The organism is Hyphococcus sp. D3-15, assembly GCF_055809375.1.
The window spans coordinates 2,915,163-2,940,643 of sequence record NZ_CM147910.1 but is presented as its reverse complement, the minus strand read 5'-3'; the positions used below and the strand labels follow the sequence as shown (position 1 = coordinate 2,940,643).

General features: G+C 59.4%; 30 protein-coding genes. 14 read left to right on the top strand and 16 right to left on the bottom strand.

All coding sequences use genetic code 11. The features are described 5' to 3' along the window. The first annotated feature begins 17 nt into the window (after positions 1-17). The 3 genes from AC0L8G_RS14600 to AC0L8G_RS14590 all read left to right on the top strand — a co-directional run bounded on the left by AC0L8G_RS14600 (position 18) and on the right by AC0L8G_RS14590 (position 1,843). A complete protein-coding gene (locus AC0L8G_RS14600) occupies positions 18-716 on the top strand; it encodes a Crp/Fnr family transcriptional regulator (RefSeq protein WP_473384908.1) in 699 nt (232 codons plus the stop codon). A gap of 132 nt (positions 717-848) precedes the next feature. After that, on the top strand, positions 849-1,565 hold the full coding sequence (locus AC0L8G_RS14595) for a PepSY-associated TM helix domain-containing protein (RefSeq protein WP_473384907.1): 717 nt from the start codon (positions 849-851) through the stop codon (positions 1,563-1,565). A 59-nt stretch (positions 1,566-1,624) separates the two neighbouring features. Further along, positions 1,625-1,843 (top strand): SlyX family protein, encoded by a 219-nt coding sequence (locus AC0L8G_RS14590; RefSeq protein ID WP_473384906.1) that lies wholly within the window; start codon positions 1,625-1,627, stop codon positions 1,841-1,843. 12 nt (positions 1,844-1,855) lie between these two features. On the opposite strand, the gene AC0L8G_RS14585 is transcribed toward AC0L8G_RS14590, so the two are convergent. Further along, entirely contained in the window at positions 1,856-3,355 is a 1,500-nt protein-coding gene (locus AC0L8G_RS14585) for a phosphomannomutase/phosphoglucomutase (protein WP_473384905.1), read from the bottom strand. A gap of 197 nt (positions 3,356-3,552) precedes the next feature. Here AC0L8G_RS14585 and AC0L8G_RS14580 point away from each other — a divergent pair, with 197 nt between their 5' ends. From AC0L8G_RS14580 to AC0L8G_RS14570, 3 genes are read left to right on the top strand one after another with little or no spacing between them, the layout of a single operon-like run. Beyond that, the gene (locus AC0L8G_RS14580) at positions 3,553-4,272 is read left to right on the top strand and encodes a Na+ dependent nucleoside transporter N-terminal domain-containing protein (protein WP_473384904.1); all 720 of its coding nucleotides are present in this window, start codon (positions 3,553-3,555) and stop codon (positions 4,270-4,272) included. After that, complete coding sequence (locus AC0L8G_RS14575; RefSeq protein ID WP_473388880.1) at positions 4,154-4,840, top strand: nucleoside transporter C-terminal domain-containing protein; 687 nt, start codon at positions 4,154-4,156, stop codon at positions 4,838-4,840. Before AC0L8G_RS14580 ends, AC0L8G_RS14575 begins: the two co-directional genes overlap by 119 nt. A gap of 34 nt (positions 4,841-4,874) precedes the next feature. Then, on the top strand, positions 4,875-6,140 hold the full coding sequence (locus AC0L8G_RS14570; RefSeq protein WP_473384903.1) for a metal-dependent hydrolase family protein: 1,266 nt from the start codon (positions 4,875-4,877) through the stop codon (positions 6,138-6,140). A gap of 31 nt (positions 6,141-6,171) precedes the next feature. Here AC0L8G_RS14570 and AC0L8G_RS14565 read toward each other — a convergent pair whose 3' ends face one another. Further along, the gene (locus tag AC0L8G_RS14565; RefSeq protein WP_473384902.1) at positions 6,172-6,645 is read right to left on the bottom strand and encodes a YegJ family protein; all 474 of its coding nucleotides are present in this window, start codon (positions 6,643-6,645) and stop codon (positions 6,172-6,174) included. A gap of 74 nt (positions 6,646-6,719) precedes the next feature. Here AC0L8G_RS14565 and AC0L8G_RS14560 point away from each other — a divergent pair, with 74 nt between their 5' ends. Then, complete coding sequence (locus AC0L8G_RS14560) at positions 6,720-7,316, top strand: uracil-DNA glycosylase family protein (RefSeq protein ID WP_473384901.1); 597 nt, start codon at positions 6,720-6,722, stop codon at positions 7,314-7,316. 22 nt (positions 7,317-7,338) lie between these two features. Here the strand turns inward: AC0L8G_RS14560 and AC0L8G_RS14555 are convergent, their stop codons facing one another. Together AC0L8G_RS14555 and AC0L8G_RS14550 are read right to left on the bottom strand one after the other, a co-directional pair. Then, positions 7,339-8,403, bottom strand: coding sequence for a lysozyme (locus AC0L8G_RS14555; RefSeq protein ID WP_473384900.1), 1,065 nt, complete (start codon positions 8,401-8,403; stop codon positions 7,339-7,341). Between the two features lie 245 nt (positions 8,404-8,648). After that, complete coding sequence (locus tag AC0L8G_RS14550) at positions 8,649-9,011, bottom strand: hypothetical protein (RefSeq protein ID WP_473384899.1); 363 nt, start codon at positions 9,009-9,011, stop codon at positions 8,649-8,651. Between the two features lie 419 nt (positions 9,012-9,430). On the opposite strand from AC0L8G_RS14550, the gene dksA reads away from it, so the two are divergent. Together dksA and AC0L8G_RS14540 are read left to right on the top strand one after the other, a co-directional pair. Further along, on the top strand, positions 9,431-9,847 hold the full coding sequence (gene dksA, locus AC0L8G_RS14545; protein WP_473384898.1) for an RNA polymerase-binding protein DksA: 417 nt from the start codon (positions 9,431-9,433) through the stop codon (positions 9,845-9,847). 218 nt (positions 9,848-10,065) lie between these two features. Beyond that, on the top strand, positions 10,066-10,269 hold the full coding sequence (locus tag AC0L8G_RS14540) for a cold-shock protein (RefSeq protein ID WP_473384897.1): 204 nt from the start codon (positions 10,066-10,068) through the stop codon (positions 10,267-10,269). Between the two features lie 247 nt (positions 10,270-10,516). On the opposite strand, the gene lysM is transcribed toward AC0L8G_RS14540, so the two are convergent. Together lysM and AC0L8G_RS14530 are read right to left on the bottom strand one after the other, a co-directional pair. Continuing rightward, on the bottom strand, positions 10,517-10,948 hold the full coding sequence (lysM, locus tag AC0L8G_RS14535) for a peptidoglycan-binding protein LysM (RefSeq protein WP_473384896.1): 432 nt from the start codon (positions 10,946-10,948) through the stop codon (positions 10,517-10,519). Between the two features lie 16 nt (positions 10,949-10,964). Beyond that, the gene (locus AC0L8G_RS14530) at positions 10,965-11,561 is read right to left on the bottom strand and encodes a DUF937 domain-containing protein (protein WP_473384895.1); all 597 of its coding nucleotides are present in this window, start codon (positions 11,559-11,561) and stop codon (positions 10,965-10,967) included. Between the two features lie 321 nt (positions 11,562-11,882). Here AC0L8G_RS14530 and AC0L8G_RS14525 point away from each other — a divergent pair, with 321 nt between their 5' ends. The 5 genes from AC0L8G_RS14525 (at position 11,883) to AC0L8G_RS14505 (ending at position 16,015) form a co-directional block, all read left to right on the top strand. After that, positions 11,883-12,536 carry an RlmE family RNA methyltransferase gene (locus AC0L8G_RS14525; protein WP_473388878.1) on the top strand — a complete coding sequence of 218 codons (654 nt, stop codon included), beginning with the start codon at positions 11,883-11,885 and terminating at the stop codon, positions 12,534-12,536. After that, positions 12,536-14,011, top strand: a complete 1,476-nt coding sequence (guaB, locus tag AC0L8G_RS14520) for an IMP dehydrogenase (RefSeq protein ID WP_473384894.1) — start codon at positions 12,536-12,538, stop codon at positions 14,009-14,011. Before AC0L8G_RS14525 ends, guaB begins: the two co-directional genes overlap by 1 nt. A gap of 17 nt (positions 14,012-14,028) precedes the next feature. Beyond that, a complete protein-coding gene (locus AC0L8G_RS14515; protein ID WP_473384893.1) occupies positions 14,029-14,151 on the top strand; it encodes a hypothetical protein in 123 nt (40 codons plus the stop codon). A 230-nt stretch (positions 14,152-14,381) separates the two neighbouring features. Continuing rightward, positions 14,382-14,639 (top strand): hypothetical protein, encoded by a 258-nt coding sequence (locus AC0L8G_RS14510; protein WP_473384892.1) that lies wholly within the window; start codon positions 14,382-14,384, stop codon positions 14,637-14,639. A 77-nt stretch (positions 14,640-14,716) separates the two neighbouring features. After that, a complete protein-coding gene (locus tag AC0L8G_RS14505; protein WP_473384891.1) occupies positions 14,717-16,015 on the top strand; it encodes an RsmB/NOP family class I SAM-dependent RNA methyltransferase in 1,299 nt (432 codons plus the stop codon). A 175-nt stretch (positions 16,016-16,190) separates the two neighbouring features. On the opposite strand, the gene AC0L8G_RS14500 is transcribed toward AC0L8G_RS14505, so the two are convergent. The 10 genes from AC0L8G_RS14500 to AC0L8G_RS14455 form a co-directional block, all read right to left on the bottom strand. Further along, positions 16,191-17,078 carry an MBL fold metallo-hydrolase gene (locus AC0L8G_RS14500; protein WP_473384890.1) on the bottom strand — a complete coding sequence of 296 codons (888 nt, stop codon included), beginning with the start codon at positions 17,076-17,078 and terminating at the stop codon, positions 16,191-16,193. 51 nt (positions 17,079-17,129) lie between these two features. Next, positions 17,130-17,879: an SDR family NAD(P)-dependent oxidoreductase gene (locus AC0L8G_RS14495; RefSeq protein WP_473384889.1), complete on the bottom strand. Its 750-nt coding sequence runs from the start codon at positions 17,877-17,879 to the stop codon at positions 17,130-17,132. Positions 17,880-17,894: 15 nt separating this feature from the next. Further along, the gene (locus tag AC0L8G_RS14490; RefSeq protein WP_473384888.1) at positions 17,895-18,902 is read right to left on the bottom strand and encodes an alcohol dehydrogenase catalytic domain-containing protein; all 1,008 of its coding nucleotides are present in this window, start codon (positions 18,900-18,902) and stop codon (positions 17,895-17,897) included. After that, complete coding sequence (locus AC0L8G_RS14485) at positions 18,903-19,727, bottom strand: SDR family NAD(P)-dependent oxidoreductase (RefSeq protein ID WP_473384887.1); 825 nt, start codon at positions 19,725-19,727, stop codon at positions 18,903-18,905. A 3-nt stretch (positions 19,728-19,730) separates the two neighbouring features. Next, the gene (locus tag AC0L8G_RS14480; protein ID WP_473384886.1) at positions 19,731-20,264 is read right to left on the bottom strand and encodes a 2,4'-dihydroxyacetophenone dioxygenase family protein; all 534 of its coding nucleotides are present in this window, start codon (positions 20,262-20,264) and stop codon (positions 19,731-19,733) included. Between the two features lie 12 nt (positions 20,265-20,276). Then, on the bottom strand, positions 20,277-20,684 hold the full coding sequence (locus tag AC0L8G_RS14475; RefSeq protein WP_473384885.1) for a VOC family protein: 408 nt from the start codon (positions 20,682-20,684) through the stop codon (positions 20,277-20,279). Positions 20,685-20,687: 3 nt separating this feature from the next. Next, a complete protein-coding gene (locus AC0L8G_RS14470) occupies positions 20,688-21,221 on the bottom strand; it encodes a 2,4'-dihydroxyacetophenone dioxygenase family protein (protein ID WP_473384884.1) in 534 nt (177 codons plus the stop codon). Between the two features lie 75 nt (positions 21,222-21,296). Next, positions 21,297-22,019, bottom strand: a complete 723-nt coding sequence (locus AC0L8G_RS14465) for a sulfotransferase family 2 domain-containing protein (protein WP_473384883.1) — start codon at positions 22,017-22,019, stop codon at positions 21,297-21,299. A 123-nt stretch (positions 22,020-22,142) separates the two neighbouring features. Next, on the bottom strand, positions 22,143-22,571 hold the full coding sequence (locus tag AC0L8G_RS14460; RefSeq protein WP_473384882.1) for a twin-arginine translocation signal domain-containing protein: 429 nt from the start codon (positions 22,569-22,571) through the stop codon (positions 22,143-22,145). 77 nt (positions 22,572-22,648) lie between these two features. Beyond that, the gene (locus AC0L8G_RS14455; RefSeq protein ID WP_473384881.1) at positions 22,649-25,195 is read right to left on the bottom strand and encodes a TonB-dependent receptor; all 2,547 of its coding nucleotides are present in this window, start codon (positions 25,193-25,195) and stop codon (positions 22,649-22,651) included. Positions 25,196-25,481: the final 286 nt, after the last annotated feature.

The following is a 25,481-nucleotide window of genomic DNA, read 5'->3' as shown; positions in this document are numbered from 1 at the left end:
TTAGCATTTGAGGCGGAATGGCGGATCTGCACGATTTCAACAGCTTGCCGATGATGTCGCTGCTGCCCGACCGGCTGGCGGCGCGCCTGCATGGGGCGGCGGTTGCGGCCCGTTTTGGCGATGGCGAGACCATTCATTCCCGCGGCGACGTGAAGCCGGGCCTGTCCATCATTGCGTCGGGGGCGGTGCGCTTCGCCATACCGGGGGCGGATGGCTCTTACGTCACCACATCGGTTCTGGGGGCGGGGCATTGTTTTGGCGAGGCGACCTTGTTCGCGCATTTGCCCCGCACCCATGATGCGATCGCGGTTGGTGAAACGGCGATCGAGCAGATCGCCAAACCGCGCTTTGACCGGATTTTCGACGAGGAGCCGACGCTGTCCCGATTGATGCTGGAGGCGACGACGCAGCGGCTCTATAGCGTGCTCGATTTCATGGATGATCTGCGGCGGCTGCCCTTGCCGGTGCGAGCGGCGAAATTGATCGCCAGTATGGCGCGCTCGGCCAAACATGCGGACGAAGTGGAATGCAATCAAACGGATCTTGCTTTCACGCTTGGCGTTTCCCGTGTCTCCATCGGCAAGACATTGTCGCGCTTGCAAGATGAAGGGATCATTCGCCTTGGATATGGCCGCATCGGCGTGCCCGACCGGGGCGCGCTGGAGCAATGGATCGCGGCGCATGCGCCGATCCAGCCGCTACTGCGCAGTAAATAGGAAGGCTGGCGGCGTGCTTTCCGCTCCGAAATCAGTGAGACGCTTTTTCTTGCCGATCCAGCGCTGGATTTGCGCCCATGCGCCGTTACACAGGGTTGATACGGATGAATGCAAAAGGGGCGGGCCATCACGATGAGCGACACCAGCACGGATAAAGCCAAAAAACCCGAACGCCGCGCTGGCGGCTATCTGTTTATCCCGCAAAACCTCCAGACCAATACGGTTCTCACCTGGTTGCGGCGCAGCCATGCATGGACCGGCTTTTTCGGGGCGCTGTTTTTCTTTGTGCTCGGTCTGACCGGTTTCTATCTCAATCACCGCACGGCGATCATGCATATTGATGGCGGCGCGGTGAAAGAGGTTGCGTCATTATCGGTTCCCGTCGCGCCCGATTTAATCGGCGGGGAAGACGCGCTCGCGGCGTGGATGCAGGAAGAATTCGAGATCAACGCCGAACCCTCGCGCGGGCGCCGCCGGGCTGGCGGGCCGGTTTCTTTCGGCGGGCGCGAAGGCGAGCAGGCGCCGCGCTATACGGTGAGCTTTCGCGGGCCCAATGCAGTCATTACCGGCGAGTATGAGCTGGGCGCCAACCGCGTCGCCGTCACGCGGAGCAATGCCAGCTTGCTCAAAGGATTGATCGATATGCACAAAGTGGTGGGCGTGAATGCGATGTTCATCCTGATCATGGACGCCATGGCGGGCGCGATGATGTTTATGGTGCTGTCGGGAATTTTGCTATGGACGCGCCTGCATGGGCCGCGTCTCGCGGCGGTCGGCATTCTCGGGGCGGTTGCGGCGGCGAGCATGGTCGCGCTATCGGGAAGCTGGATCGGATGGGCCGCGTCGTAATCGCGGCGCCACGGCCTTAGGCCCAATGCGATATTGGGCGGATTGAAGGGATGTCAGTCATGACGGACGGTACATTGAATGCGCGTCTTGAGCGGCTTGAAGAGCGCTCGGCCTTTCAGGAACACACAATTGAAGAGCTCTCCAAGGCGCTGACCGACCAATGGAAGCTGCTTGAAACCTTCAGGCGCGATGTGGCGCGCCTTACAGATGAGCTGAAGGCGGTGGAGGACAATATCGCCCATGGCGACCAGCGCGAACCGCCGCCGCCGCATTATTAAGCGGCAGGCCCACTAGATCTTCTGGTTATACTCGCCGACTTCAGAATGTTTGCGCAGCTCTGCATCCATTTCCGCGAACATTTTTTTCATGTTCTCTTCCGAAGTCGGGCTTTCGATCACCACCACAAGCTCCGGCTTGTTGGAGGAGGCGCGAATGAGCCCCCATGTGCCGTCTTCGGCGGTGATGCGAATGCCGTTCACGGTGACCACGTCGCGAATTTTCTGACCGATGATCGTGCCCCCGGATTTGGCGCGTTCTTCAAAGGCTTTCACAACTTTTTCGACAACGCCGTATTTCGTCTCATCCGCGCAATGGGGCGACATGGTGGGCGACTGCCATGTTTTCGGCAGCGACTTGCGCATGTCGGAGAGTTTCATATCCGGCGCCCGGTCGAGCATCTGGAGGAGGGCGATGGCGGCGACCAGGCCGTCATCATAGCCGCGCCCGATCGGCTTATTGAAGAAGAAATGACCAGATTTTTCAAAGCCCGCCAGCGCGCCCAGCTCATGGCTCTTGCGCTTGATATAGGAGTGTCCGGTTTTCCAATAGATGGTCTTGGCGCCGTTCTCGATCAGCACCGGATCGGTGACGAAAAGCCCGGTGGATTTCACATCGACCACAAATTGCGCATTCGGCGTAATGGCGGACAGATCGCGGGCGATCAGCACGCCGATCTTGTCAGCGAAGATTTCTTCGCCCTCATCGTCGACTACGCCGCAGCGGTCGCCATCGCCGTCAAAGCCAAGCGCCATGTCGGCGCCATGTTCGCGCACCGCCGCCTGCATGGCGTGCAGCATTTCCATATCTTCCGGGTTCGGATTATAGCGCGGAAACGTATGATCGAGTTCGGCGTCCATCGGGATCACTTCAACGCCGAGGCGCGACAAGACTTCCGGCGCAAAGGCGCCCGCCGTGCCGTTGCCGCAGGCGGCGACGACTTTCAGCTTGCGCTTGATTTTGACGCCCTTCGAGAGATCGTCCATGTAGCGTTCGCGCAAACCGTCGACAAATTTGTAGGCGCCGCCGGGCGCGTCCTTGAATTCGCCATTGAGGACGATTTCTTTCAGGCGGCCCATTTCGTCGGGCCCGAAAGTGAGCGGACGCGCGGCGCCCATCTTCACGCCGGTCCAGCCATTTTCATTATGGCTCGCCGTCACCATCGCGACGCAGGGAATGTCGAGATCGAACTGCGCGAAATAGGCGACTGGCGACAGCGCGAGGCCGATATCATTGACCTCGATGCCGGCGCTCATCAGGCCGACAATCAGCGCCTGCTTGATCGAGGTCGAGTAGCCGCGGAAATCATGGCCGACGACAATGCGCGGTTCCTTGCCCATTTCGCGGATCAGCGTGCCAAGTCCCTGGCCCAGCGCCTGGATGCCGAGCAGGTTGATTTCCTTCTCAAACACCCAGCGGGCGTCATATTCGCGGAAGCCTGTGGGCTTGACCAGCGGTGTGACTTCATAGGCGAGCGTGTTGGCTTTCAGATCGGCGCGGGGCGTACGCAGCATGGCATGTCCTCGAGAAACTGACGGTTTTCGGGGCACCATAGTCACCCCTGCGCGCTGTGCAAGCCGCAAAGAACATTAACAGAATCAGTGACAAAAGGGCCTCCCTTGCGCATAGTTCGGGCTGTCATAAAAGGGTCGTGGGGAAGTGTCGGGGCTGCAAGCCGGACTTGCGCCAGCTGAGGGGTTTATAGAGTTTCATGGAATTGCCATTTGAGTTGGCGGATATTGGCCTGCGCGGACAGAGCGCCATGGGCCTGGTGGTCTTCGTTTTCATCGCCTGGCTGTTTTCCAGTCAGAAAATGCGATTTCCGTTTTTCGCAGCAATCTGGACCATCGGCGCGCAGATCGCGATTGCGGCGTTTCTCCTTTATCAGCCCTGGGCCCGGCGCGCTCTGGAATCCCTGCAGGACGTGGTTGAGGTGCTGCAGGCGGCGACCCGCGAAGGCACGACCTTTGTGTTCGGATTTCTCGGCGGCGGCGATGCGCCGTTTGAAGTCGTTAATGAAGGCGCGATGTTCAGCTTCGCCTTTGGCGCGCTGCCGCTCGTCATCTTCTTCTCCGGCCTTTCCGCCGTGATGTGGCATTGGGGCGTGTTGAAGATTTTCGTGCGCGCTTTTGCGTTTCTTCTGGAAAAAGTGTTTCGCGTCGGCGGCGCGGTGGCGTTGTCGTCAGCGGCGAATACATTTTTAGGACAGACCGAAGCGCCTTTGCTCATCCGTCCGTATCTTTCGAAAATCTCCCGGCCGGAATTGCTGATTGTCATTACCGGTGGATCTCGCCACGGTGGCCGGTTCGGTGATGGCGGTGTTCGCCATCATCCTTGCCGATGTGGACCCGTCGATCCTTGGTCACATCATTGTCGCGTCGATCATTTCGGTGCCGGCGGCGATCCTGATGGCGCAGGTGATGATGCCTGAAGACAAAGGCGTGACGCCGACGCCGGTCGAGGCTGCGGATGATTTCGGTTATGGCGGCACGATGGACGCTTTTATGCGCGGCGTGACTGACGGCCTTGGCCTTTATCTCAATATTCTTGCTTCGCTGATCGCGTTTATCGCGGCGGTGGCGCTGATCAATATCATCCTCAGTGCGGCGCCGGACATCGCCGGCGCGCCGATTACGCTGGAACGCATGCTCGGGCTGATGTTCGCGCCCTTTATGTGGCTGGCGGGCGTTCCATGGGCGGAAGCGAAAGCGGCGGGTGAATTTATGGGGCTGAAAACCGCCCTCAATGAATTCGTCGCCTATTTGCGCCTTGCGGAAGTGGAGCCGGGGGTTTTCAGCGAACGCTCCATGCTGATCGTTGTTTATTCGCTATGCGGTTTTGCAAACTTCTCAAGCCTCGGCATTGTGATTGGCGGGCTTACGGCGCTGGCGCCGGACCGCCGTCAGGATGTGATTGATCTGGCGCCGCGCGCGCTTGTCGCGGGCACGCTGGCGACGCTGATGACCGGCGCGGTCATTGGCCTGATTTGGATTGGTTGATTTTTTCGCCGCAAAGCGGCTTGGGGAGTATGACATGCAGATGAAGACAATACTGGCGAGCGTCGCTTCGGTGCTGGCGCTTGGTGCGGTCGCGCAGGCGCAGCCAACCGTGGTGAAGGCGGCGCGCTATCTTGATGTCGCATCGGGCCGCTATGTTTCGCCGGCGGTGATCGTTGTCGAGGACGGCAAGATCGCGGCGATCAATCCAGCCTCCGCGCCGGAAGGCGAGATTGTCGATCTCGGCGACATGACTTTGCTCCCCGGTCTGATGGATGCGCACACGCATCTGGTTTATCAAATCGAACCGGGCTTTGAGACGGCGGAAGTGCGGTTCACGACCGCAGACTTTGCTTTCCGCGCCGCCGCCAATGCGGAAAAAACACTGCTCGCCGGGTTCACCACCGTGCGCGAGGTCGGCGCCTTTGGCTATGTCGACGTTGCGCTTGGCAAAGCGGTAGAGGCGGGCCGGGTGGCGGGCCCTCGCATCATTCCGGGCGGCTATGCGCTCGGCATTACCGGCGGGCATTGCGACACCACCGGATTTATCCCGGGCATTCTGGAGCGCGATGAAACCACCGGCGTCGCGGACGGCGCCGACGGGTTCACCCGCGCGGTGCGCTATCAACTCAAGCATGGCGCGAAGGTGATCAAAATCTGCGCGACGGCGGGCGTATTGTCGTTCGAAGATTCAGTCGGCGCGCAGCAAATGAGTTTTGAGGAAATGAAAGCGGTCGCCGACGAGGCGCATCGCCATGGCGTCAAAGTCGCCGCTCATGCGCACGGGACTGAGGGCATCATCGCGGCGTCGGAAGCGGGCATCGATTCCATCGAACATGGCTCGGTGATCTCCGAGAAAGCCGCCAATGTGATGAAGAAGAACGGCACCTATCTCATTTCGACGCTGTATCTCGCCCAGACTATCGATTGGGATGCGCTGCCGCCGGCGCTCGCCGCAAAGGGCCGCGAGGTGATGCCGCTTGCCGATGAAAGCTTCAAACTCGCCTTGCGCAAGGGTGTGAAGATGGCGCTTGGCACCGATGCCGGCGTTTATCCCCATGGCGATAATGCGGGCGAGTTGGTCCGCCATGTGGAGCTTGGTCAAACGCCGATTGACGCGATCCGCAGCGCCACGATCAACAATGCTGATCTGTTCGGCGTCAGTGATCGCGGACGCATCGCGCCGGGCCTGCTGGCTGACCTGATCGCCGTGGATGGCGATCCGTTGACCGATATCAGCGAGCTTACTGACGTTGATTTCGTGATGCTCGGCGGCGCGGTTTTCAAAACGCCGGCCGAATAGGCGGCAAAGCGTAAACGATGGACGTACGACGCTAGAAGTCGGCCAGCATTTCGCGATATTGCGCCGCTTCCTTAGGGGGCAGGGTTGGGATCAGTGCACGGATGGTATGGCCGCCGTGAATTTTCCCGTCCTTCATGAACATCCAGTCGCTGACTTCCTCGCGCGTGAATTCGTAAGATTGTCCTTCGCGAACTTTGCGCACGACCGCTGGCCTGTTGCTGATGACGCCTTTGAATCCCGTGGCGGTTTGCGTGAAGGGCGTGACCCAGAAATGCTCAACGCCATATTGATCTTCGATCTGCACCTTCAGCGCATAGGACGATGTGTTCGGCGCGGGTTTTTCCGCCAGGATCAAAAATTCCGTCAGCGAGGCGCGGGCTCTATTCATCGCCTTGTTCATGGCGGCATCATTTTCGGCGACCTGCACAGTCTTGTCTTCCGCGCCAGACTGGCCGCAGGCGGCGGTGAGGCTCAAAAACAAGAGCGCGCAAAGAAATCTCACCATGATGTGCTCCGGAGTTGATTGGCGCGCACGATAGAATGGCAATATTGAACAGACCTTAATCCCCGGCGTCCTAAATGAAGATTGAGACATTATTAAAGGAAATCCGAGCTTGCCGTTTATGCGTCGAGGCTCCGAAAGGCGCGCCGCTGCCGCATCAGCCGCGCCCGGTGTTGCGCGCTTCGTCGAAGGCGAAACTCGCCGTATACGGACAGGCGCCCGGTAATCTCGTCCATCAAAGCGGCAAGCCGTTCACGGACCCGTCCGGCGTTCGCCTGCGCGACTGGATGGGCGTGAGTGAAGACGAATTTTACGACGAAGATAAAATTGCAATCATCCCCATGGGCTTTTGCTTTCCCGGCTATGACGCAAAGGGCGGCGACTTGCCGCCGCGCAAGGAATGCGCCGTCCATTGGCGCGCGCGGTTGATGGAGGCGTTGCCAAATATCAAGACGGCGATCCTGGTGGGCGCCTATGCGCAGAACTGGCATCTGGGAACGGACGCGAAAAAAACGCTGACGCAAACGGTTGAGTGCTGGCGCGATTATCGCCCGCAATATTTCGCGACGCCGCATCCGTCATGGCGCAACAATGCCTGGCTTAAAAAGAACCCGTGGTTCGAGAGCGAGCTGCTGCCGGTGTTGCGCCGCCGTGTACGGACATTGTTGAAATAGCCGCGATGCGTTGGCGCCCGGCCTAGCGTTTGTAGTTCATCCAGTCTTCGATGCGCGCATAGATGACGAACAGCACAGACAGGACGATCAAGATCAGCAGCGAGAATTGTATCTGCGCTTCGACCGCATGGGTTTCATGTTTGGAGGGACGATCCGGTACTTCAATCATTTCGCCGGTCGTGACGCTTTGGCCGTCGCCAGTCGATTCATTCGCCAGCACGTCCTCGCCCGTATCGGCGCCGGTCTCGCCGGCGGTTTCACCGGTTGCATCGCCCGCGGCGTCTCCGGTTGCGTCGCCGACAATTTCGCCAGCTACATCGCCTGTCGCGTCGCCAGTTGCCTCACCAGTTGCATCGCCAGTGGTTTCAGCGCCGGTGTCGCCTGTGGTTGGCGGCGTGGCGGTTTCGCCGGTGTTCGGCTTTTCGGTAAAGCCATGACCGTTTTCGATATTGGTTTCGATCTGGTCCAGTTCGTTGGCGTCGTTCTTACCCATCGTTGACGCCGCAACGCCGGCGCCCCCGGCGATGGCCGCGCCTTGCACGGTCCGGCTCTCCGCCACATTGCCGCGGCGCGGGGTGTCTTCGACCGGGGTCGTGCGGGTGTTTTCCTCGAATTGATCCGGATCGCGCACATCGGCGATTTGCATGGGCTGCAGGAACAGCGCCCGTTCCATTGCGCGCCGGCGGGTCAGGCCAAGCACTTCGCGCAGGACGCCGCCAACCGTCGCCTTGTTCCACCAGGTCAGCGCTTCAGCAGCGCCAATCCGGTCGCCGCGATTCAAGCGTTTCAGCGCAGTCGATCCGCGAAACGCCGCTGCGCCCACATTGTAGACGAAGGAGACAAGCGCATCGAATTCATTTTGGTTGAGCGCCACTTTGACGGCGTTGTCGACGGCCTGTTCGCGCGGCTTGAGATCGCGGCGAAGCAGTTCCTCCGCGTCGCGCTCGCTGATTTTCATGCCCTCGACCACATCGGCGCCCGTATGGCCGTAACCGATGGTCCAGATCCCTGCGATATCCTGATAGGCCTCGAGTTCGAGCCCCTCGAACTGCTTGATCAGTCCAATCCCGCTTTCAGACGTCTTCACGAAAAGCTCCCACACCCCGCTACAGGAATACCTTAACCCTAAAAATGGGCGAAAAGTAGAACCGGCGGCCGGAAAACAGGATTTCTCTCAGCCCCGTGACCGGGGCATGGGGCGGTTCCTCAACCGGCGGGCGAGGAGGGGCGGGAAATCCCGAAAAAAGAATGGCTTAGGGGGAGGCGTGCAGAGTGCGCTTCAGCCGATACCGGCTTGCGGCGCAAATTTGCAATGGGGTGGGAATGTGGCGCTCAGATCGCTTCGGCGAGCTTTGCGGCCTGGCCGCCGGCGCGGTCGAGCAGACCCTTCTGGCGGGCGGCGCGGGCGTTGAATTCCTCTGTCGCGACACGCAAACGGGCGAGCAATACGGGATCGACCTCGGTGATGCTGGTCCGGTCGGCGGCGACAAGCTGGATCGATTGAGCATAGGCGGCCGCCAGGCGGGCCTTTTCTTGCTGCAGCGAGGTGATGTCGTCTGCGCGCGATTGGGCGAGGGCGAGGTTTTCCTGCTCGAAGATCTGGCTGAGCGACTCAGTCAGCTCAAGCAAGGTCTGCACCCGGTCAGCGGCGCAGGGCTCGATCGCAGCATCCTGCGTTGAAGGCGCCAAACTCATGAACTCGCTCCTGCTTATCGGCGCTTGCTCCTCTGTGATCGGAGCAAAGCGGTATGCGCCGCGCCCGGTAACGGCGCCGCTGTTGCTGCTATACGAAACCGTCAAGAACAAAGGATTGCGCAGATTGGTGAAATTGTCGGGAATTGCCCGAAAGGGGCCAGCCGCCTTGATTCTGGGGGCCGGGAGCCGTGTTGCGGCGCAGCGAGAATATGCGTCTGACGGCGCCCGGACCGGCGCTTCGGCCCGGGCTGTGCGGGGCTGGCAACTGAATATCAAGATTTCAATTTTATGAAATCTTCCCAGCTACGCTACAGGTGCGAAAAGCCTGCTTGAGCCCATGGGAAGGCGCCGTTATAGAGGCGGCACCTCAGGCCCCGGAAACGGGGCTCGGGTAGAGGCAAGTTAGTTGGGAGAAGACCATGTCGGCGTCCGAGATCGATGAGTATCGTCCGTCCGAAGATGAACCCTTCATGAGTGACCGTCAGAAGGAATACTTCAGAAAAAAGCTTCTCGCCTGGAAACAGGACATCTTGAAAGAAAGCCAGGGCACCCTGACCAACCTTCAAGAAGATGATAACCACCTGCCAGACATTGCTGACCGCGCGTCCAGCGAAACCGAAAAAGCGCTGGAGCTGCGCACCCGCGACCGTCAGCGCAAATTGATCTCCAAGATCGATTCCGCCCTGCGCCGGATTGAGACAGGTGAATACGGCTATTGTGAAGAAACCGGCGAGCCGATTGGGGTCCGCCGCCTTGACGCCAGACCGATCGCCACCTTGTCGCTTGAGGCCCAGGAGCGCCATGAGCGCGAAGAAAAGGTCTATCGCGACGATTAATAAAACGCCGCTTGCGGGAGGGCCTCTCAGCGCCTATATGCAAGGGGCAATTTCTGTTTTGGCCCGCAGCCGAACCGCGGCCGACACACCGTCTGCTAAGCTTTCGACCTCTTTCCAAGACACGGGTTGCACTAACCGGCCGGCGCATTAAGCGCGGCGGCCAACCGTTTGTCGGAAGATTTTCCGGCAAGCGCGCCTAATGTCAAAGGAGACGAAAGATGGCGACTGGAACAGTGAAATGGTTTAACGGCCAAAAAGGCTATGGCTTCATCCAGCCGGATGATGGCGGCAAGGACGTTTTCGTTCATGCAACTGCTGTCGAACGCGCAGGCATGTCCGCCCTGGTCGAAGGTCAGAAAATCAGCTTCGAGATCGTGACCGATCGCGGCAAGGCTTCTGCAGGCAACCTGCAAAAAGTCTAAGTCGTTTTCCGGCTTTGAATAGAAAACGGCGCCTCTTTGAGGCGCCGTTTTTTTGTGCCGCTATGTCAGGCCCACTTGCGGCAAGCTGATCCATTTAGGGGCTGCGCCTTCGTTCTTCGAGACACAAAAATTTCTTCATCCTGAGGAGGCCGTAAGGCCGTCTCGAAGGGCGCCGAAATTTTTGTTCCTCAGAATGAAGGCTTTGTGAGCCAGCACATTTTCAACATGCGCTGGCTGTTAGGCCGATCTAGCTGATTGACGGGATCCGCAAGGTTTGACCCGGATAGATTTTATCCGGATGCGAAAGCATCGGCGTGTTGGCTTCGAAGATCACCGGATATTTCATCGCGTCGCCATAATGATCCTTGGCGATTTTCGACAGCGTGTCGCCCTTTTTGACGGTGTAGAAGACGGACTGTTTCGGCTCGTCTTCAATGTCGATATGGGCTTCGACTTCGCCAATGCCCGGCGTGTTGCCGGCGGCGACAATCGCTTTTTCCGCTTCGGCGCGGTTCTTGGCTTTGCCCTTCAGGACGATGCGGCCATCGCCGGCGTCTTCGACTTTCAAATCTTTGACTTCGGTTTTATGGCCGGTGATCCGGTCCTTGATGCCTTCGGTGATGTTGGAAACGCCCTCGCGAAATTTTTCGCCCGCGTCTTTTACAAACTTGAACAGCATATTTTGTCCTCCTTCTTTATTTCTTTCCGAACAGGCCGCCGAGCAATTGCTTGCCCGCCTGTTCCAGCAGATCGTCTTTGAAATCGCCGTCGCCATCCTGATCGAGGAAGCCCATCAGGCCGCCCAGCGCCGCGGGCGCCGCATTCTGGGCGCGCACGGTTTCCTCGGTGACGAGGCCGGCGAGCGCCGAAGCGTCGAGGCCCTGTTCGCGCTTGGCCCGGCCGAGTGAGGCCAGCACCGCCGGCGCCGCCATGGCGAGCAATTGCGTGATCTGGCCCTGATCGACCCCGGCCGTCTTGGCGAGGGCCTGCGTCGTCTGGGCCTGCTTGCCGCCCAGAATATGGCCGAGAATGCGCTGTCCATCGGCCAGCACGTCGTCATTGCCGAGCTGCGAGATGTTGTTCAAAAGGCTGCCATCATGCTTGTCGAGGGCGCTCGCCAGCGCCTGCGCGCCTGCCGGCTGGGAGGCATTCTTCTTGAGGCCCGCCATTAGCGCCGCCATGGCCATGGGCATCATTTTCTCCGCCACGCCCTCGCTGAGGCCGGTTTTTTGCGCGGCCTGCTGGGATACCTGGCTGGTGACCACTTGGGTCAATTGATCCAGTAAAGACATGTATTTTCCTGTTTTGCTGAAAGCTCCGTTCTCTCCACCCGTAGTCGTATGAACGCCTAGGACTGCATTGTGGCGAAACTGGGGGCCGGAAGCGAATCACGAGCGCAGAAAAACCGGTTGAAAGCGCTGATGACTTCGCTATGAAGGCCCATGGAGCGACGCAATTCCTCATCAAAACCGCCTTCTAAGCGGCGTAAATCTGCGAAAAAGACGGGCCGCGCGAAAAAAACCAATATCGCGACGACCGCTCTCGGCGCCGAGCCGGAAAAGCGCGGCCGCAAGAAAGATGCGCCGCTGGCTGGCGGCGGCGAGCCGCGCGGGATGCGCGTTAATGTCAAAACCGCGCGCCGCCGCGATCTTGCGTCTACGCTCTGGCTCGACCGGCAATTGAACGATCCTTACGTCCAGCGCGCCAAGGCTGAAGGCTGGCGCTCGCGCGCAGCGTTCAAGCTGCTTGAGATGGATGAAAAGCATAATCTGTTAAAGCCGGGCGACCGGGTGGTCGATCTCGGCTGTGCGCCCGGCGGCTGGCTGCAGGTGGCGGTGAAGGCGACCGGCAAAAGAGGCAAAGTCGTCGGCATCGACTATCTGCATGTGCCCGCCGTGCTCGGCTCTGACATACTGGAAATGGATTTCCTTGATGAGGCCGCGCCGGACAAGCTGAAAGGCATGCTCGGCGGCATGGCGGATGTGGTGCTGTCCGACATGGCGGCGCCGACTACCGGCCATCAGTCAACGGACCATTTGCGCATTGTCGCGCTCGCCGAAGTGGCGCTTGAATTCGCCGAAGACGTGCTGGAGCCCGGCGGCATGTTTGTTTGCAAGGTGTTCGCCGGCGGCGCGGAAGGCGAATTGCTGAAGCGGTTGAAACAGAATTTCGCGATTGTGAAACACGTCAAGCCGAAAGCCTCGCGCTCTGACTCGGCGGAGAAATATGTGATCGCGACGGGATTTAGAAAGACGGAGAGCGAGTAATGAATATCCGTGAAGCGCTGACATTCGATGATGTGCTCTTAGAGCCGGGCGCGTCGGAAGTGATGCCGAGCCAGGTCGACGTAAAAGCGCGGCTGACCCGCAGCCTGACGCTCAACATTCCGATCATCTCCGCCGCCATGGACACGGTTTCCGAAGCGGAGATGGCGATCGCCATGGCGCAAAATGGCGGCATCGGCGTTCTGCACCGCAATCTCAATATTGAAGAACAGGCCGAGCATGTGCGCCGGGTCAAACGCTTTGAAAGCGGCATGGTGGTCAATCCGCTGACCCTGCCGCCGGACGCGACGCTGGAACAAGCCTGGGCGATCATGGATGACCGCAAGATTTCCGGCTTTCCGGTGATCGAAAAGCCGGACGCCAATGGGGTCGGCAAGCTGGTCGGCATTCTCACCAACCGCGATATGCGCTTTGCGTCCGATCCGAAGCAGAAAATCTCCGAGCTGATGACGCGCGAGAACCTCGTCACCGTGCGGCCTCACACGACTCGCGAGGAAGTGACCAAGCTGCTGCACAAGCACCGCATTGAAAGGCTGATCGTCGTCGATGAGGATTATCGCTGCATCGGCCTGATCACTGTGAAGGATATCGAAAAGGCGCAAAAGCACCCCAATGCCGCGAAAGACGCGGAAGGGCGTCTGCTGGTTGCGGCCGCGTCTTCGGTTGGCGATGCGGGCTATGAACGCATTGAAGCGCTGATCGATGCGGGCTGCGACGTGATTGTCATCGACACCGCTCATGGCCATTCCAAGAAAGTCGCCGAGCAGGTGGAGCGGGTCAAACGCGCCTCCAATGCGACGCAGGTGATCGCCGGCAATGTGGCGACCTATGACGCCACCAAGGCGCTGATCGATGCGGGCGCGGATGCAGTGAAAGTCGGCATCGGGCCGGGCTCGATCTGCACCACGCGCATTGTCGCGGGCGTCGGCGTGCCGCAACTGACCGCCGTGATGGACGCCTCGCGCGCGGGCCGCGAAGCCGGCGTGCCGGTGATAGCCGATGGCGGCGTCAAATATTCCGGCGATATGGCCAAAGCCTTGGCGGCGGGCGCCGATTGCGTGATGATCGGTTCGCTTCTGGCGGGTACGGATGAAGCGCCGGGCGAGGTCTTTCTCTATCAGGGCCGGTCCTACAAATCCTATCGCGGCATGGGCTCGATCACCGCCATGTCGCGCGGCAGCGCCGACCGTTATTTCCAGGCCGATGTGAAAGAGCAGATGAAGCTCGTGCCCGAAGGCATCGAAGGACAGGTGCCTTATAAAGGGCCGATCAGCCCGATCCTGCACCAGCTTGTGGGCGGCGTCCGGGCGTCTATGGGCTATGTGGGCGCGGCGAGCATTGTCGAGATGCAAAAACGCGCGAAATTCGTCAAAATCACCAATGCGGGTCTGAAAGAAAGCCACGTCCATGACGTCGCCATCACCCGCGAGGCGCCGAACTATCCGACGCCGAACTAAAAGCGGGAGCAGGTGAAATGGAGTATTTCGGTTTTATTGGTTTTATACTCGCGGTGATCGCCTATTACCGGATCGACAAGCTCGAAAAAGAGCTGAAAAAGACCAGGCTGCTGGACGAAAATTTCAAGTCCGAAGACTGAGATGAGTACGCCGCAACAGGGTGGCTGACGCATCGCCGGGACAGGCCGCATCCAACGCGAATTTAATGTTCCTATAGCGAACAACGAGGCCTTTGCGGACCACCGGAGATTGATGGCGCCGCGATTTGGAGTAGGCTGTGAAACGGGCGCGCCGCTATGGTTGCGTATTGGGACGGCAATTGCCCAGGACCTGAAATTCAAAGAATGAAATCTCTACGGGAGTTGACGTCATGAAAAAATTTCTGATTGCGGGCGCAATGGTCGCTGCATTCGGCATGAGCGCTGCGATGGCTGGTGATCCTCAAGCGTCATGCGAAAAATTCGCGGCCGACAACGGCATTTCCGCCGATCCTTGCACCTGTATTGCTGAATCCGTTGGCGATGATGCGGACCTGATCGCGGAGCAGGACTCGCTCGTCACCTTGGAAGACTTTGACAACGCCTCTGCCGAGCTGCATGACGCGATCGATCATTGCATTCCTGCATAAGCGACTTTTTTTAAGCGCCGCGATTTGTCCGTGACAAGATGAATCGCGGCGTTTTTGTTTTTTGGGACTGAAACAGCATGCGCCTTTCCGGACGGATATCCGCCGCGATTGAAATTCTCGAAGATTTTGAATCGAGGCGCGTGCCCCTGAAAACCGCGATAGCGGATTGGGGGCGAAATAACCGCTATGCAGGCTCGAAAGACCGCGCCTTTATTTCCGGGCTCTGCCTTGATGCATTGCGGCGGCGCAAATCCCTGGCGGCGAGCATGGAAAATGATTCAGCGCGCGCGGCGGTGCTGGGCGCCTTGCATTTCTCCTGGAAAATGAGCGCTGCGGAAATCGCCGAGGCGGTGGTCGATGAGCATGGCCCCGGCGCGTTGAGCGAAGCGGAAATCGCAGCGCTTGCAAAAGACGAGCTCGCCCCCGGCGCGGATTATCCTGAATGGCTGGCGCCCCATGTGACGCGCGTCTTCGGCGCAGATGCGGCGCAGATCATGGATGCGTTTTGTGAGCGCGCGGATATCGACCTGCGCCTCAACACATTGAAGACGGCGCCGGAAAAATCCTTAGCCGCTTTGAAGACCGTCAAGGCAGAGGCAATTCCCCTTTTGACAACCGCCGCGCGCATCGCCGCGCCGGACCCCAGCGAAAAAGCGCCGGGGGTGACGGTCATTCCCGCCTTCAACAAAGGCTGGGTCGAGGTGCAGGATCTCGGCAGCCAGTTGGCGGCGAGCGCCGCTGGCGCGATCAAGGGCGCGCAGGTGCTTGATTATTGCGCGGGCGGCGGCGGCAAGACGCTTGCGCTCGCCGCGATGATGGAGAACACCGGGCAGTTATACGCATATGACCGCGATCCGCGCCGGTTGCAGCCCTTGTTTCATCGCGCCAAACGCGCGGGCGTGCGCAATCTGCAAATCCGCACCCCGGCTGGCGGCGAGGGGCTTGATGACCTTGCCGGCAAAATGGATGTGGTCTTTGTCGATGCGCCCTGCACCGGCGCCGGCACATGGCGGCGCCATCCCGACACCAAATGGCGGCTGACGGAAAAACAGCTTGAAACCCGCATGGGCGAGCAGGACGCGGTGCTGGAACAGGCGTCTAAATTCGTCAAACCCGGCGGGCGCATGATCTGGGTCACTTGTTCATTCCTGATGGAAGAAAATGAAGATCGGCTGGCGGGCTTCCTTGCGGCGCATACGGATTTTTCCCGCTCGCCGGCGATTGACGCCATGGCGCAGTCGGGCCTCCTCACCGATGAAGGCAAGAGCGTGCTTGGCGCTTGCGCAACGGGCGAGGGCGCTATTCGCCTGACGCCGGACAAAATCCGTGCTGATGGTTTTTTTGTGGCGACGCTGTTGAAAGCGGCGGCTGGATAATCGAGCGGCGCCCCAATAACGGGAATCGCGCCGGTGAAAATACATCCTATGTGATGAATTCTTTCACGAAACCCGCATTTGGTGCGTAGTTATCCACGGGTTTCGCAGCGGGCGTATGATGCCTTTTCGTCAGACTACGGAAAGGAACAAAAATGCACGCAGATTTGCCAAAGGGTTATTCCTCCCAGCGCGGCTCTTCGCCTTTCGCGACTTTCGAAGAATTGCCAAGCAGGAAATCGCCGAGCACGTCGATGCTGTCCGGATAGGCTTCGATGACAAGCGCGCGCAGTTCTTCGCTGTTCTTCGCTTTCCTCGTCGCCTCAAGCCAGAAGTCGATATAGCCGCGGCTATAGGCAAGGCTTGACGCGTCATTGGGCAATCCCGGTTTGGAATGTCCGGCGACAACGATTTCGGCATTAAGCGCGGCAAGCTCGTCAATCGCCTCGCCCCAGGCGCGGACTTCCTTGCGGCCATGCTCGCCGAACCACAGGAACATTTCATTATATAGAAGATCGCCCGCGAACAGGGCGTTGATATCAGGAGCGTAAAGCGCCGTCGCATGAACATGATCGCCCTGCATGGGCCCAATCACTTTCAATTCATGGCCTTCGAGCAGGAAGGTGTCGCTGTCGAGCGGCGCGGGCGCGGTCGGGGTTTTCGGCCCGTTGGGCCCAAGCATCGGGCTCCAGCGTTTCACCTTGAAGGGAAGCGAGCGCCAGATATCGGCGACCACAACCGGATGCGCGACCACCTTGGCGTTGGGAAACGCATCGGTCAGCACTTCCATGGCGAAGAAATGATCGGGATGGTCATGGGTGACGAAAATCGTTTCGAGTTCCTTGCCGCTGTCGAGCACCATGGCGACGGTGCGATGGGCGTCGGCCATGGTGAAGGGCGGATCGACCAGCACGGCTTTGTGCTCGCCCTTGATCAGGGCGACATTGGAATAGAGCGAGCCGGCGCTGGTTCTGAGGACTTCGACCTCGAGCGGCGCCTTTTCTTCGGCGATGGCGGGCGTTGCAAATACGAAAAACGCGGCAAGCGCGCAGGCGATGCGGTTCATTCTTCCCTCCCTTGCGGCGAATTTGTTCGCCGTCATTCAGATCGCTGCAAATCAAATCGCAGTCTGGCCGCCATCGACGACAATCACGGCGCCATTGGTGAAGCTCGCTTCATCAGAACACAGATGCAGCACCATGCCGCTCATTTCTTCGGGCTGCGCGTGGCGGCCGATCGGCGAAGTCGGCAGGAACGCCTCCAGAAAGCCTTCGCGCTGGAACCACGGTTCCGTCATCGGCGTTCGCACAAAGCCGGGGCAGATGGCGTTCACGCGAACGCCCTGTTTCACATATTCAATGGCGGCGGTTTTGGTGAGGCCGAGAACGCCATGCTTGGAGGCGATGTACGGCGCCATGCCCGGATTGGCGATAACCCCGCCCACCGAAGAGGTGTTGACGATGGCGCCATGGCCTTGCGCCGCCATGATCTTGATTTCCGCCTTCATGCACAAGAAGACGCCTTTCAAATTGATCGCGATGGTTCGGTCAAAGGCCTTTTCGTCGAAATCGGCGAACAATTGTTCTGGCGGAAACACGCCGGCATTGTTGAACGCCGCGTCGAGCCCGCCATGGGTTTTGACGGCGGCGGCGACAAGCGCGTCCACATCGTCGCGTTTGGAGACATCGCAATGACGGAAGGCGGCGGTTCCGCCTTCGCTCTTGATCGCGGCGACGGTGTCTTCGGCGGCGTCGTTATAATCGCCGATCATCACTTTCGCGCCTTCGCGCGCAAAGGCGAGGGCCGTGGCGCGGCCAATGCCGGTGGCGGCGCCGGTGACGAGAACGGATTTGCCGTCATAGCGCATGGCTTACCCTTCCTTTTAGCCTTTGGGCGCGATCAGCACCTTGCATTGATGGGTGCGCTTTTTCAGCGATTCAAACACATCGGGCACAGCGTTGAGGCTGATCGTGTCGGTGATCAGCGCGCGCGCTTCCGCCGCCCCGGCGTCGAGCGCATCGAGCGCGGCTTCATATTCCTGGCGTTTGAAAAAGGCGGACGTCTGGATGCGCACTTCTTTGGAAAGCGCGACAAAGGGCACGAAAGTTTCCGGCCGTGTGCACAGGCCAAGCACCAGCACCGTGCCTTTGACGCGCACCTGGTCAACCGCTTGGGGGATGAGCCCCGGCACGCCGACGCATTCATAAACAATGTCGGCCTTGCCGCCGAGCGCGCGTTCGGCCGCAGCGACCGGTTCTTTGAGATCAACGATGAAGTCCGTTGCGCCCATCTCGCGGGCGCGGGCCTCCTGATAATTGTTGATGTCCTGCACCACGACTTTCGATGCGCCGAAGCGGCGGGCCCAGAACGCAACGCCGAGCCCGATGGGACCGGCGCCGAGGATCAGCACTTTGTCGCCGGGCTGTTGCGCCGCCATCATCACCCCATGCAGGGCGACGGCGAGAGGCTCGATGATGGCGCCATCCGCAAGGCTCGCCGATTTCGGCAAGGCGACGCATTGATTTTCATTGGTGACCGCGAATTCGCTGTAGCCGCCGCCTTGCAGATGCATCTTTTCGCACCAGGCGGGTTCGCCCGCGAGACAAGTCGGGCATTTGCCGCAGCTCGCGATCGGCACGACAGAGACGAGATCGCCCATCTTCAGCCGTTCAACGCCCTTGCCGAGGGCGACCACTTCGCCGGCGAATTCATGGCCGAGCACCGCGCCCTTGTCGACGCCGAAGGCTTCGTCTTCGGTCATGTGCAGATCGGAGCCGCAAATCCCGCAGCGCCCGACAGAGAGCACGACTTCGCCCGCTTGCGGCGTTGGATCGGCGATATTTTCGAGGGCGAGCTTTTGATGAAGCCCCTGATGTACGACTGCCCGCATCTATTTTCCAAATCCTCCAAGCGCCATGCCGCCATCGATCAGCATCTGCGATCCCGTCACATAGTTGGATGCGTCGGATGCGAGATAAAGCGCCAGCGGTTTCATCTGATAAGTTTCCGCAATGCGCCCGAGCGGCACAACCGAGTCCCAGGCTTCGCGCACCACCGGGTCCTGCAACCAGCCGCCGCCAATATTGGTGACGAAGGGGCCGGGCGCGATCGAATTGACGCGGATGCGATATTCGGCGAGCTCCATGGCGAGGTAGCGCACCATATGCGACACGCCCGCCTTGGCCGGGTGATAAGGCATGCCGACGATCGGTTCGATGACAACGCCTGCGTTGGAAGACGTGGCTATGATCGAACCCGGCTTGCCGCCGGCCTTCATCACCCGCGCGGCTTCGCGCATGGTGTTGTAAACGCCGGTGAGATTAATCGCGATGCAGCGGTCCCAGGCGGCGACATCGTAAGTGTCGACCTGGCCTTCCGGATTGCGTCCGCCCTCAGGCGAAGCGAAACCGGCGCCCGGATCGATGCCCGCATTGGCGAAGGCGACGTCGAGGCCGCCATAGGCTTTCACATGTTCGTCAAAGACCTTGGTCATCGTCGCGCGGTCGGTGACGTCAAGCTTTGCGGCGCGCGCTTCATAGCCTTCGCCCTGCAGGCGCTTCGCCTCGCGTTCGGCGCCTTCCATGTCGATATCGGTCAGCGTGACGCCGGCGCCTGCTTCCGCCATCGCCTCCGCATAGCAAAGGCCAATGCCCGAGGCGGCGCCGGTGACAATCGCGGAGCGGCCTTTAATGTCGAACTGATCAAGTGCTTTCATGGTCTAGATGTAGAGTTGTTTGTTGATGGGAAGGCCGTGTTCCTTGCAGTAGCTCTCATAGTGATTCATGAACCACCAGACGTCGAGCGTTTCGACATGGTTGCCGTCCTCATCGTAAAATTCATTGGCGCCTTGCATCCAGAACAGCGCCTTCATGCCGTTCGGATCGTCCGTGACCAGCGTATGCGCGGTGCCCGGCGTTTCGGTGATGAATTCGCCCGGCTTGCAGACCCAGTCATATTCCAGATAGCGGAACGAGCCTTCAAGCCCGACCGCCCAGACCGGCCCGCGATGTTTATGCGTGCCGATCACGCCCGGCGATTTGATCCAGAGGATGTTGCAATACACATTCTGGCGAACGTCGAAGGCGAGATGGCGGATCGCGGCGTTGTCGCCAAAGGGAACCCACGGGCTCTCTTCTTCCGACTTGCCGACATAGGTGCCTTCAAGGCCGCGTTCTTTGATGAGGTCGCCGTAAAGCTCTTCAACCTGGACGATTTTAAAGGCGCCCGATGGCGGTGCTTTCATGCCGGACATGGTTTTGTCTCCCTAATGATTTCCTGCAAAATAGTTGAGCTCCAGCAGAACGCCGTTCGGATCGCGAACAAAAATCTGCTTCAGTTCGATCGCGACCACATGGTTCAGCCGATGCTCCAGTCCGAGCGAAGTGAGACGGTCGACCATGGCGTCATGGCCGCTGCAATTGAGCGCCACATGGTGGACGGGGCCGGTGTCGCGCGAGAGTTCGGTGACCGCTTCGTCCTGCGAAAGCGTGCCCGGCGTCGTCAGGTGGAAAATCGCGCGCCCGTCGCCGTCATACATCCATTGCACGAGCTTCGGATCGAGCGGCGGCGGCGGGTCGCGGGCTTCGAGGTCAAGAACATCCGCATAGAAATCGACGGTCGCTTTCAAATCGAGCGTTTGAACATTGACGTGATCGAGGGCGTTGACTCGCATGATCTACCTGAACAGCGTTTTGACATAGTCGGCGCCAATGCCGACTTTTTCATAATGCTCGCGTGCGGCGGCGATATAGTCATGGACGTCGTAATGGCCGACGCCATTGCCGTCATCATCGAGCCAGATCAGCGGGCCGGTGACGACAAAGAACACTTTCATCGGATCGGGGCTGTCATAAGCGACCAGCGTGTGGCCTTCGCCTGGCGATTCAAAGATGAAGTCGCCCGCCGTCGCGGTCCAGTCATGTTCGAGATAACCCCATTTGCCGGAGATGGTGTAGGCCCAGATCGGATGCGGATGATAGTGGCGGTTCACCAGGCCCGCCGACTTCGCCATCAGCACGTCGGCCCACATGTTTCGTTGCGGCGAAATCCAGACCGGTTTGGACGATACGGTTTCGCTGATCGGCACCCAATAGCGTTCATCGCCTTCGGCGATTTTCGGCATATAGGCGTCGCCCATCGATTCCGGCTTGAACACATCCTTGATCGGCTTGATGTCTTTCCAGAATTCCGTTGTCGCTGCGTCTGCCATGGTGGTTTCCTTCCTGATGCGCCGCCGGGACAAAGCTGGCCGCGACGGCATCCTGATTATCGTTCGGTGCGCCGCCTACGGAGCATATCCGAAATGCGCATAGTCTTCCTCGTAAACGGAATGGATGATTTTCATCACGTCGGCGTCAAGCTGCGGGCGTTCCTTGACGGCGCGCGCATTGAATTTCTCCAGCGGCGCGCCCATGCCGGTCGCGGCGCGAATATGTTCGTAATCTTCATTGAGCGATTCAAAGCGGCCGACATAATCGACGCCGAGCTTGCCGCGAAGCGTCACGAAATCAAATTGCGGCACGAAGTGAACATAGGTGTAGGCGCTCTCACGGGTGAGCCAGCCACGCACGAAACTCGAAAAATCGTTGTAGCGGGAAAGCTGCGTGTCGGCGAATTCGCGGTCATAAGGCGTGATGCCGCCGCGCTTCAAAAATCCGTAGGCCGACAGAAGCCGATCCAGCGGATCGCGCACAAAGGCGAATTTATAAAAACTGTCGAATTCCGCTTCCGTAAACAACAAGCGGAACATTCGCAGGCGCGTATGCGACATCGCAATCTTGCCGCCATAAAGCGACAGCACGACAGAAATCCCGGCGGTCTTCGGAATGTGAATGAAGATGCTTTTGGTTTTGAAAAACGGCGCGATATTGAGATCGTCCCGGGATGTCAGGGCGCGGCTTTCTTCGATCATTCGAAACCGGTCAGGACGCGCATATTTGTAAACGCTGCGGGTGAGCGCGCCGCGCGGGACATAGTCGAACAGGGTGTGCAGGCGATAGGATTTCATTGCGTCCCGATTGAAAACATTGAGCTGTCTTCAAAAATACCCCGCCGGCGCCGCTCGCGCAATGCGACCCACTTGCCACATTGGCGCTTGTCACAACAATGCACCGCGCAACCCTGCGCATGTTTATGACGCTGTGCGCTCAAGCTCATTCACAAATCCGATTTCCCAAAGCGCCATGGCGCCGTTAGTCGCCGTGATGGTCGCCTTATGCAGGGAGCGCCTCCAGGCATGCCGGCACATCTGCTCAAGGACGAAAAATGTCTGTTTTGTCGTCGCGCCCGCCAGTGCGCCCAAATGCCCGCTGAGATTGAGGCGGCTCTGCGCGCGCCAGAAGCCCGAGGCGTCGCTTTCGATCGGAAGCATCGTCCATACGCCATCGCGGGCGAGCATTTCGTCGATGGCGCGCAAATGGGCGAAGCGCGTATCGAAAATGAACAAGGAGGAGGGGGCGGATTGGGGGCGAGCAAACGCCTGGCTGATGACAACCGGCCCCGTCGCCGCAAGTGAAGTCGCCGCAAGTGAAGTCGCTGTCAGGAAGTCCCGGCGTCTCATGGTGAAGCCTTAACGCAAACCGCAGCGGATCAGAAAAAAGGGCGGGACTTGCGTCCCGCCCCCTAACCCATGGGAGGTTAGAAATTCACGCCCAGGCGCGCATACCATTCGGCCGGACGGCTATAGGTGCCGTAGATCTGGCCGCCGGCGATCTGCGCCTGACCGGTTGTCAGGTAACGTTCGTCGGTGAGGTTGGTGCCGCCGACAGTGACATCCCAGCGCCCATCAGGCTCCTGATAGGAAATGCTGAGATTGAGAATGTCGGTGGAAGGACGCTGCAGCAGGAATGTCCGCTCCGTGTCGTTCCACATCGACGAGGTGTGGGTGTAGTCGGCGAGCAGAACGACCGTGCCGCCATTTCCAAGTTGCGTTTCAAAGCGCGGCGAAACGTTGAACTTGAAGTCCGGCGTTTTCGGCAAGTCTGCGCCGGGAATGACGCCGGCCTGCAACGGATTCGGCGCGACCTGCGCCGGCGCCAGCACGCTCGAATATTCGGCGTTGATGAGGCCGACCGATGCATTTACCGAGAAGCCGTTGCCCGGCGCATAGACCGTTTCGACTTCGAGGCCTTTGATGCGGGCATCGCCGGCGTTTTGAATGGTCGGCGAAACACCCTGCTGGAAGTTCAACTGGATGCCTTCATATTTGGTCGTGAAGGCCGCCACGTTGAGCAGGATGGTGTTGTCCGCGAGCATCGACTTGAAGCCCAGCTCCCAGCTGGTTGCGTTTTCTTCGTCGAAATCCGGCGCGTAGTCGAGCGGGTTCGACAGGCGCGTCGTCCAGCCGCCAGTGCGGTAGCCTTCGGAGTAGCTGCCATAGACCATGACGCCGTCAGTGGGTTTCACCGAGATGCTGACTTTCGGCGAGAAGTTGTTGAAGCTCTTCTCCTGAATGCCTTCGATGTAATAGCGCAGCGGATCGCTAGCCACCGGGAACCCGGCGATTACCCGGCATTCATCGGAGATCGTCGGTACGATGACGTCGCAGGCGTCGGGCGGCGGCACAGTTTCATCCTCCGGCGTCATCGGGTCGTCCGCGACGAGCGGAATGTCGTTGACGCCGAGGAAGTTGAGGATCTTGTAGTTGAGGCCGTTGCGGTCCGACTGCGCGCCCTCAAACTGTTTTTTCTCATGCGTGTAACGCCCGCCCACCGAGACCGTCAGCCAGTCCGTGAGGTCGAAATCGACCTGACCGAAACCGGCATAGTTCTTCGTTTTCAGATAGTTCGGCCCGTCAACCTGCAGGAGGCCTTCGGCGAAGGTGACGAAGTCGTGGAGGTCGCCTTCTTCAACAAAGTAATAGCCGCCGAGGACATAGCGCACCCGGTCATCCATGAAGTCGCCCGTGAGCTGGACTTCCTGGCTGAACTGCCACTGGTCGGTGGTGAAGCTCGTATGCAGGAAGTTGAGCGGCGAGTTGTCGAGATCCATCCCGACATCCCAGTCGAGCTTGCGATAGGCGGAAATGAATTTCAGCGCGGCGTTTTCGGAGAGCTCGAAATCGAGCGCCAGGTTCACGCCGTAATTCTCAAGGCGCGCAACATTGTTGCCGGTCGCATAACTCGTATCGATATCGTCTGTGATGAAACGGTCATCATAGGGCAGGCGGTCATTGTTCGGATCCGCATCCGTGTTGACGCCAAAGATCGGCGGATTGTCGGCGACCCAGTTCAGCCCGCCAATACCGACCATATAGGCGAAAGAAGGCGGACCGCCGCCGCATTCGTCGGCGACCGCAATAATGCCTTCAATGGCGCAGTTATAAGTGCCGGCGAAGACAGCGTCAGAGGTCGCGATCAGTTTGTTTGCGAGCTGGCCTTGTTTGGAGAAGGAATAATCGCCGGTAAGGGTCGCGCGGAATGGTCCGCCATCATCATAAAGCAGCTTGATGCGGGCGTTCTTGGCGTCCGTGCCGCCTTCATAATCGCCTTCATTGCCATATGTGGCGGCGCGCATCGACTGGATCGGCTCGACATTGTAATTTTCAAAACCGGGATAAGGGATGCGTTTCACATAGCCGCGGCGGTCTTTCATGGAGAAGCTGATCGACGATTTCAGGCTCTCCGAAAGCGGAATATCAACCGTGCCGCGCACTTGAAGCAACTCATAGCTGCCGGTGGTCACGTCGCCCTTGAACGAAAACTCGTCGCCCGGTTCATGGGTGACGATGGAGATCGCGCCGCCGATCGTGTTGCGGCCGAACAGCGTTCCTTGCGGACCTTTCAGGACTTCGATGCGCTCGACGTCGAGCAGGTCCTGGTTGGCGCCGATCGAGCGGGCGAGATAGACGCCGTCGAGATAGACGCCGACGCCGGGATCGATATTGAAGGCGAAGTCATTGGCGCCGATGCCGCGAATGTAAGCGGAGATGACGGCGGTGTCGCCGGAGAAGGGCGTGCCGGCGTCAAGCGATACGTTCGGCGTGATGTTGGCGAGGCCGACAACGCTGGTGATGGCGCGCTCTTCGAGCATGTCGCCGTTAAACGCCGATACGGCGATCGGAACATCCTGCACGTTTTCTTCGCGCTTTTGCGCTGTCACCGTGATGGTGTCGACCTGCGCCTGGGCGACGCCTGTCAGGGCGACGGCCAAGGCGCCGATGCTTGCGGTTATCTTGTAGTTCATTACTTTTTCCTCCCGGCATGGATTGCCAATTGCCTTTGCTCAATTGAGCGAAGGGGTTCTTCGGTTTCGCTAATTCAACGTCTTTGCGTTTGGGCTTTGCGCCATTGGCCGCCCATTTTTTCGCTGCTTGCTGTTTTACCCGGTCGCATGCGGATCAATTGCCCGGCGCTGCTTGAAAGAAAGCGCGCACAAAGCCCCGTGGCGGAGCGTGCTGACGACGCAGTGGCTTCGCTGCCCATGCTCAAACGGTCCTCTCCCAGCTGGCGAGCCAATGCCGGATTCAGCG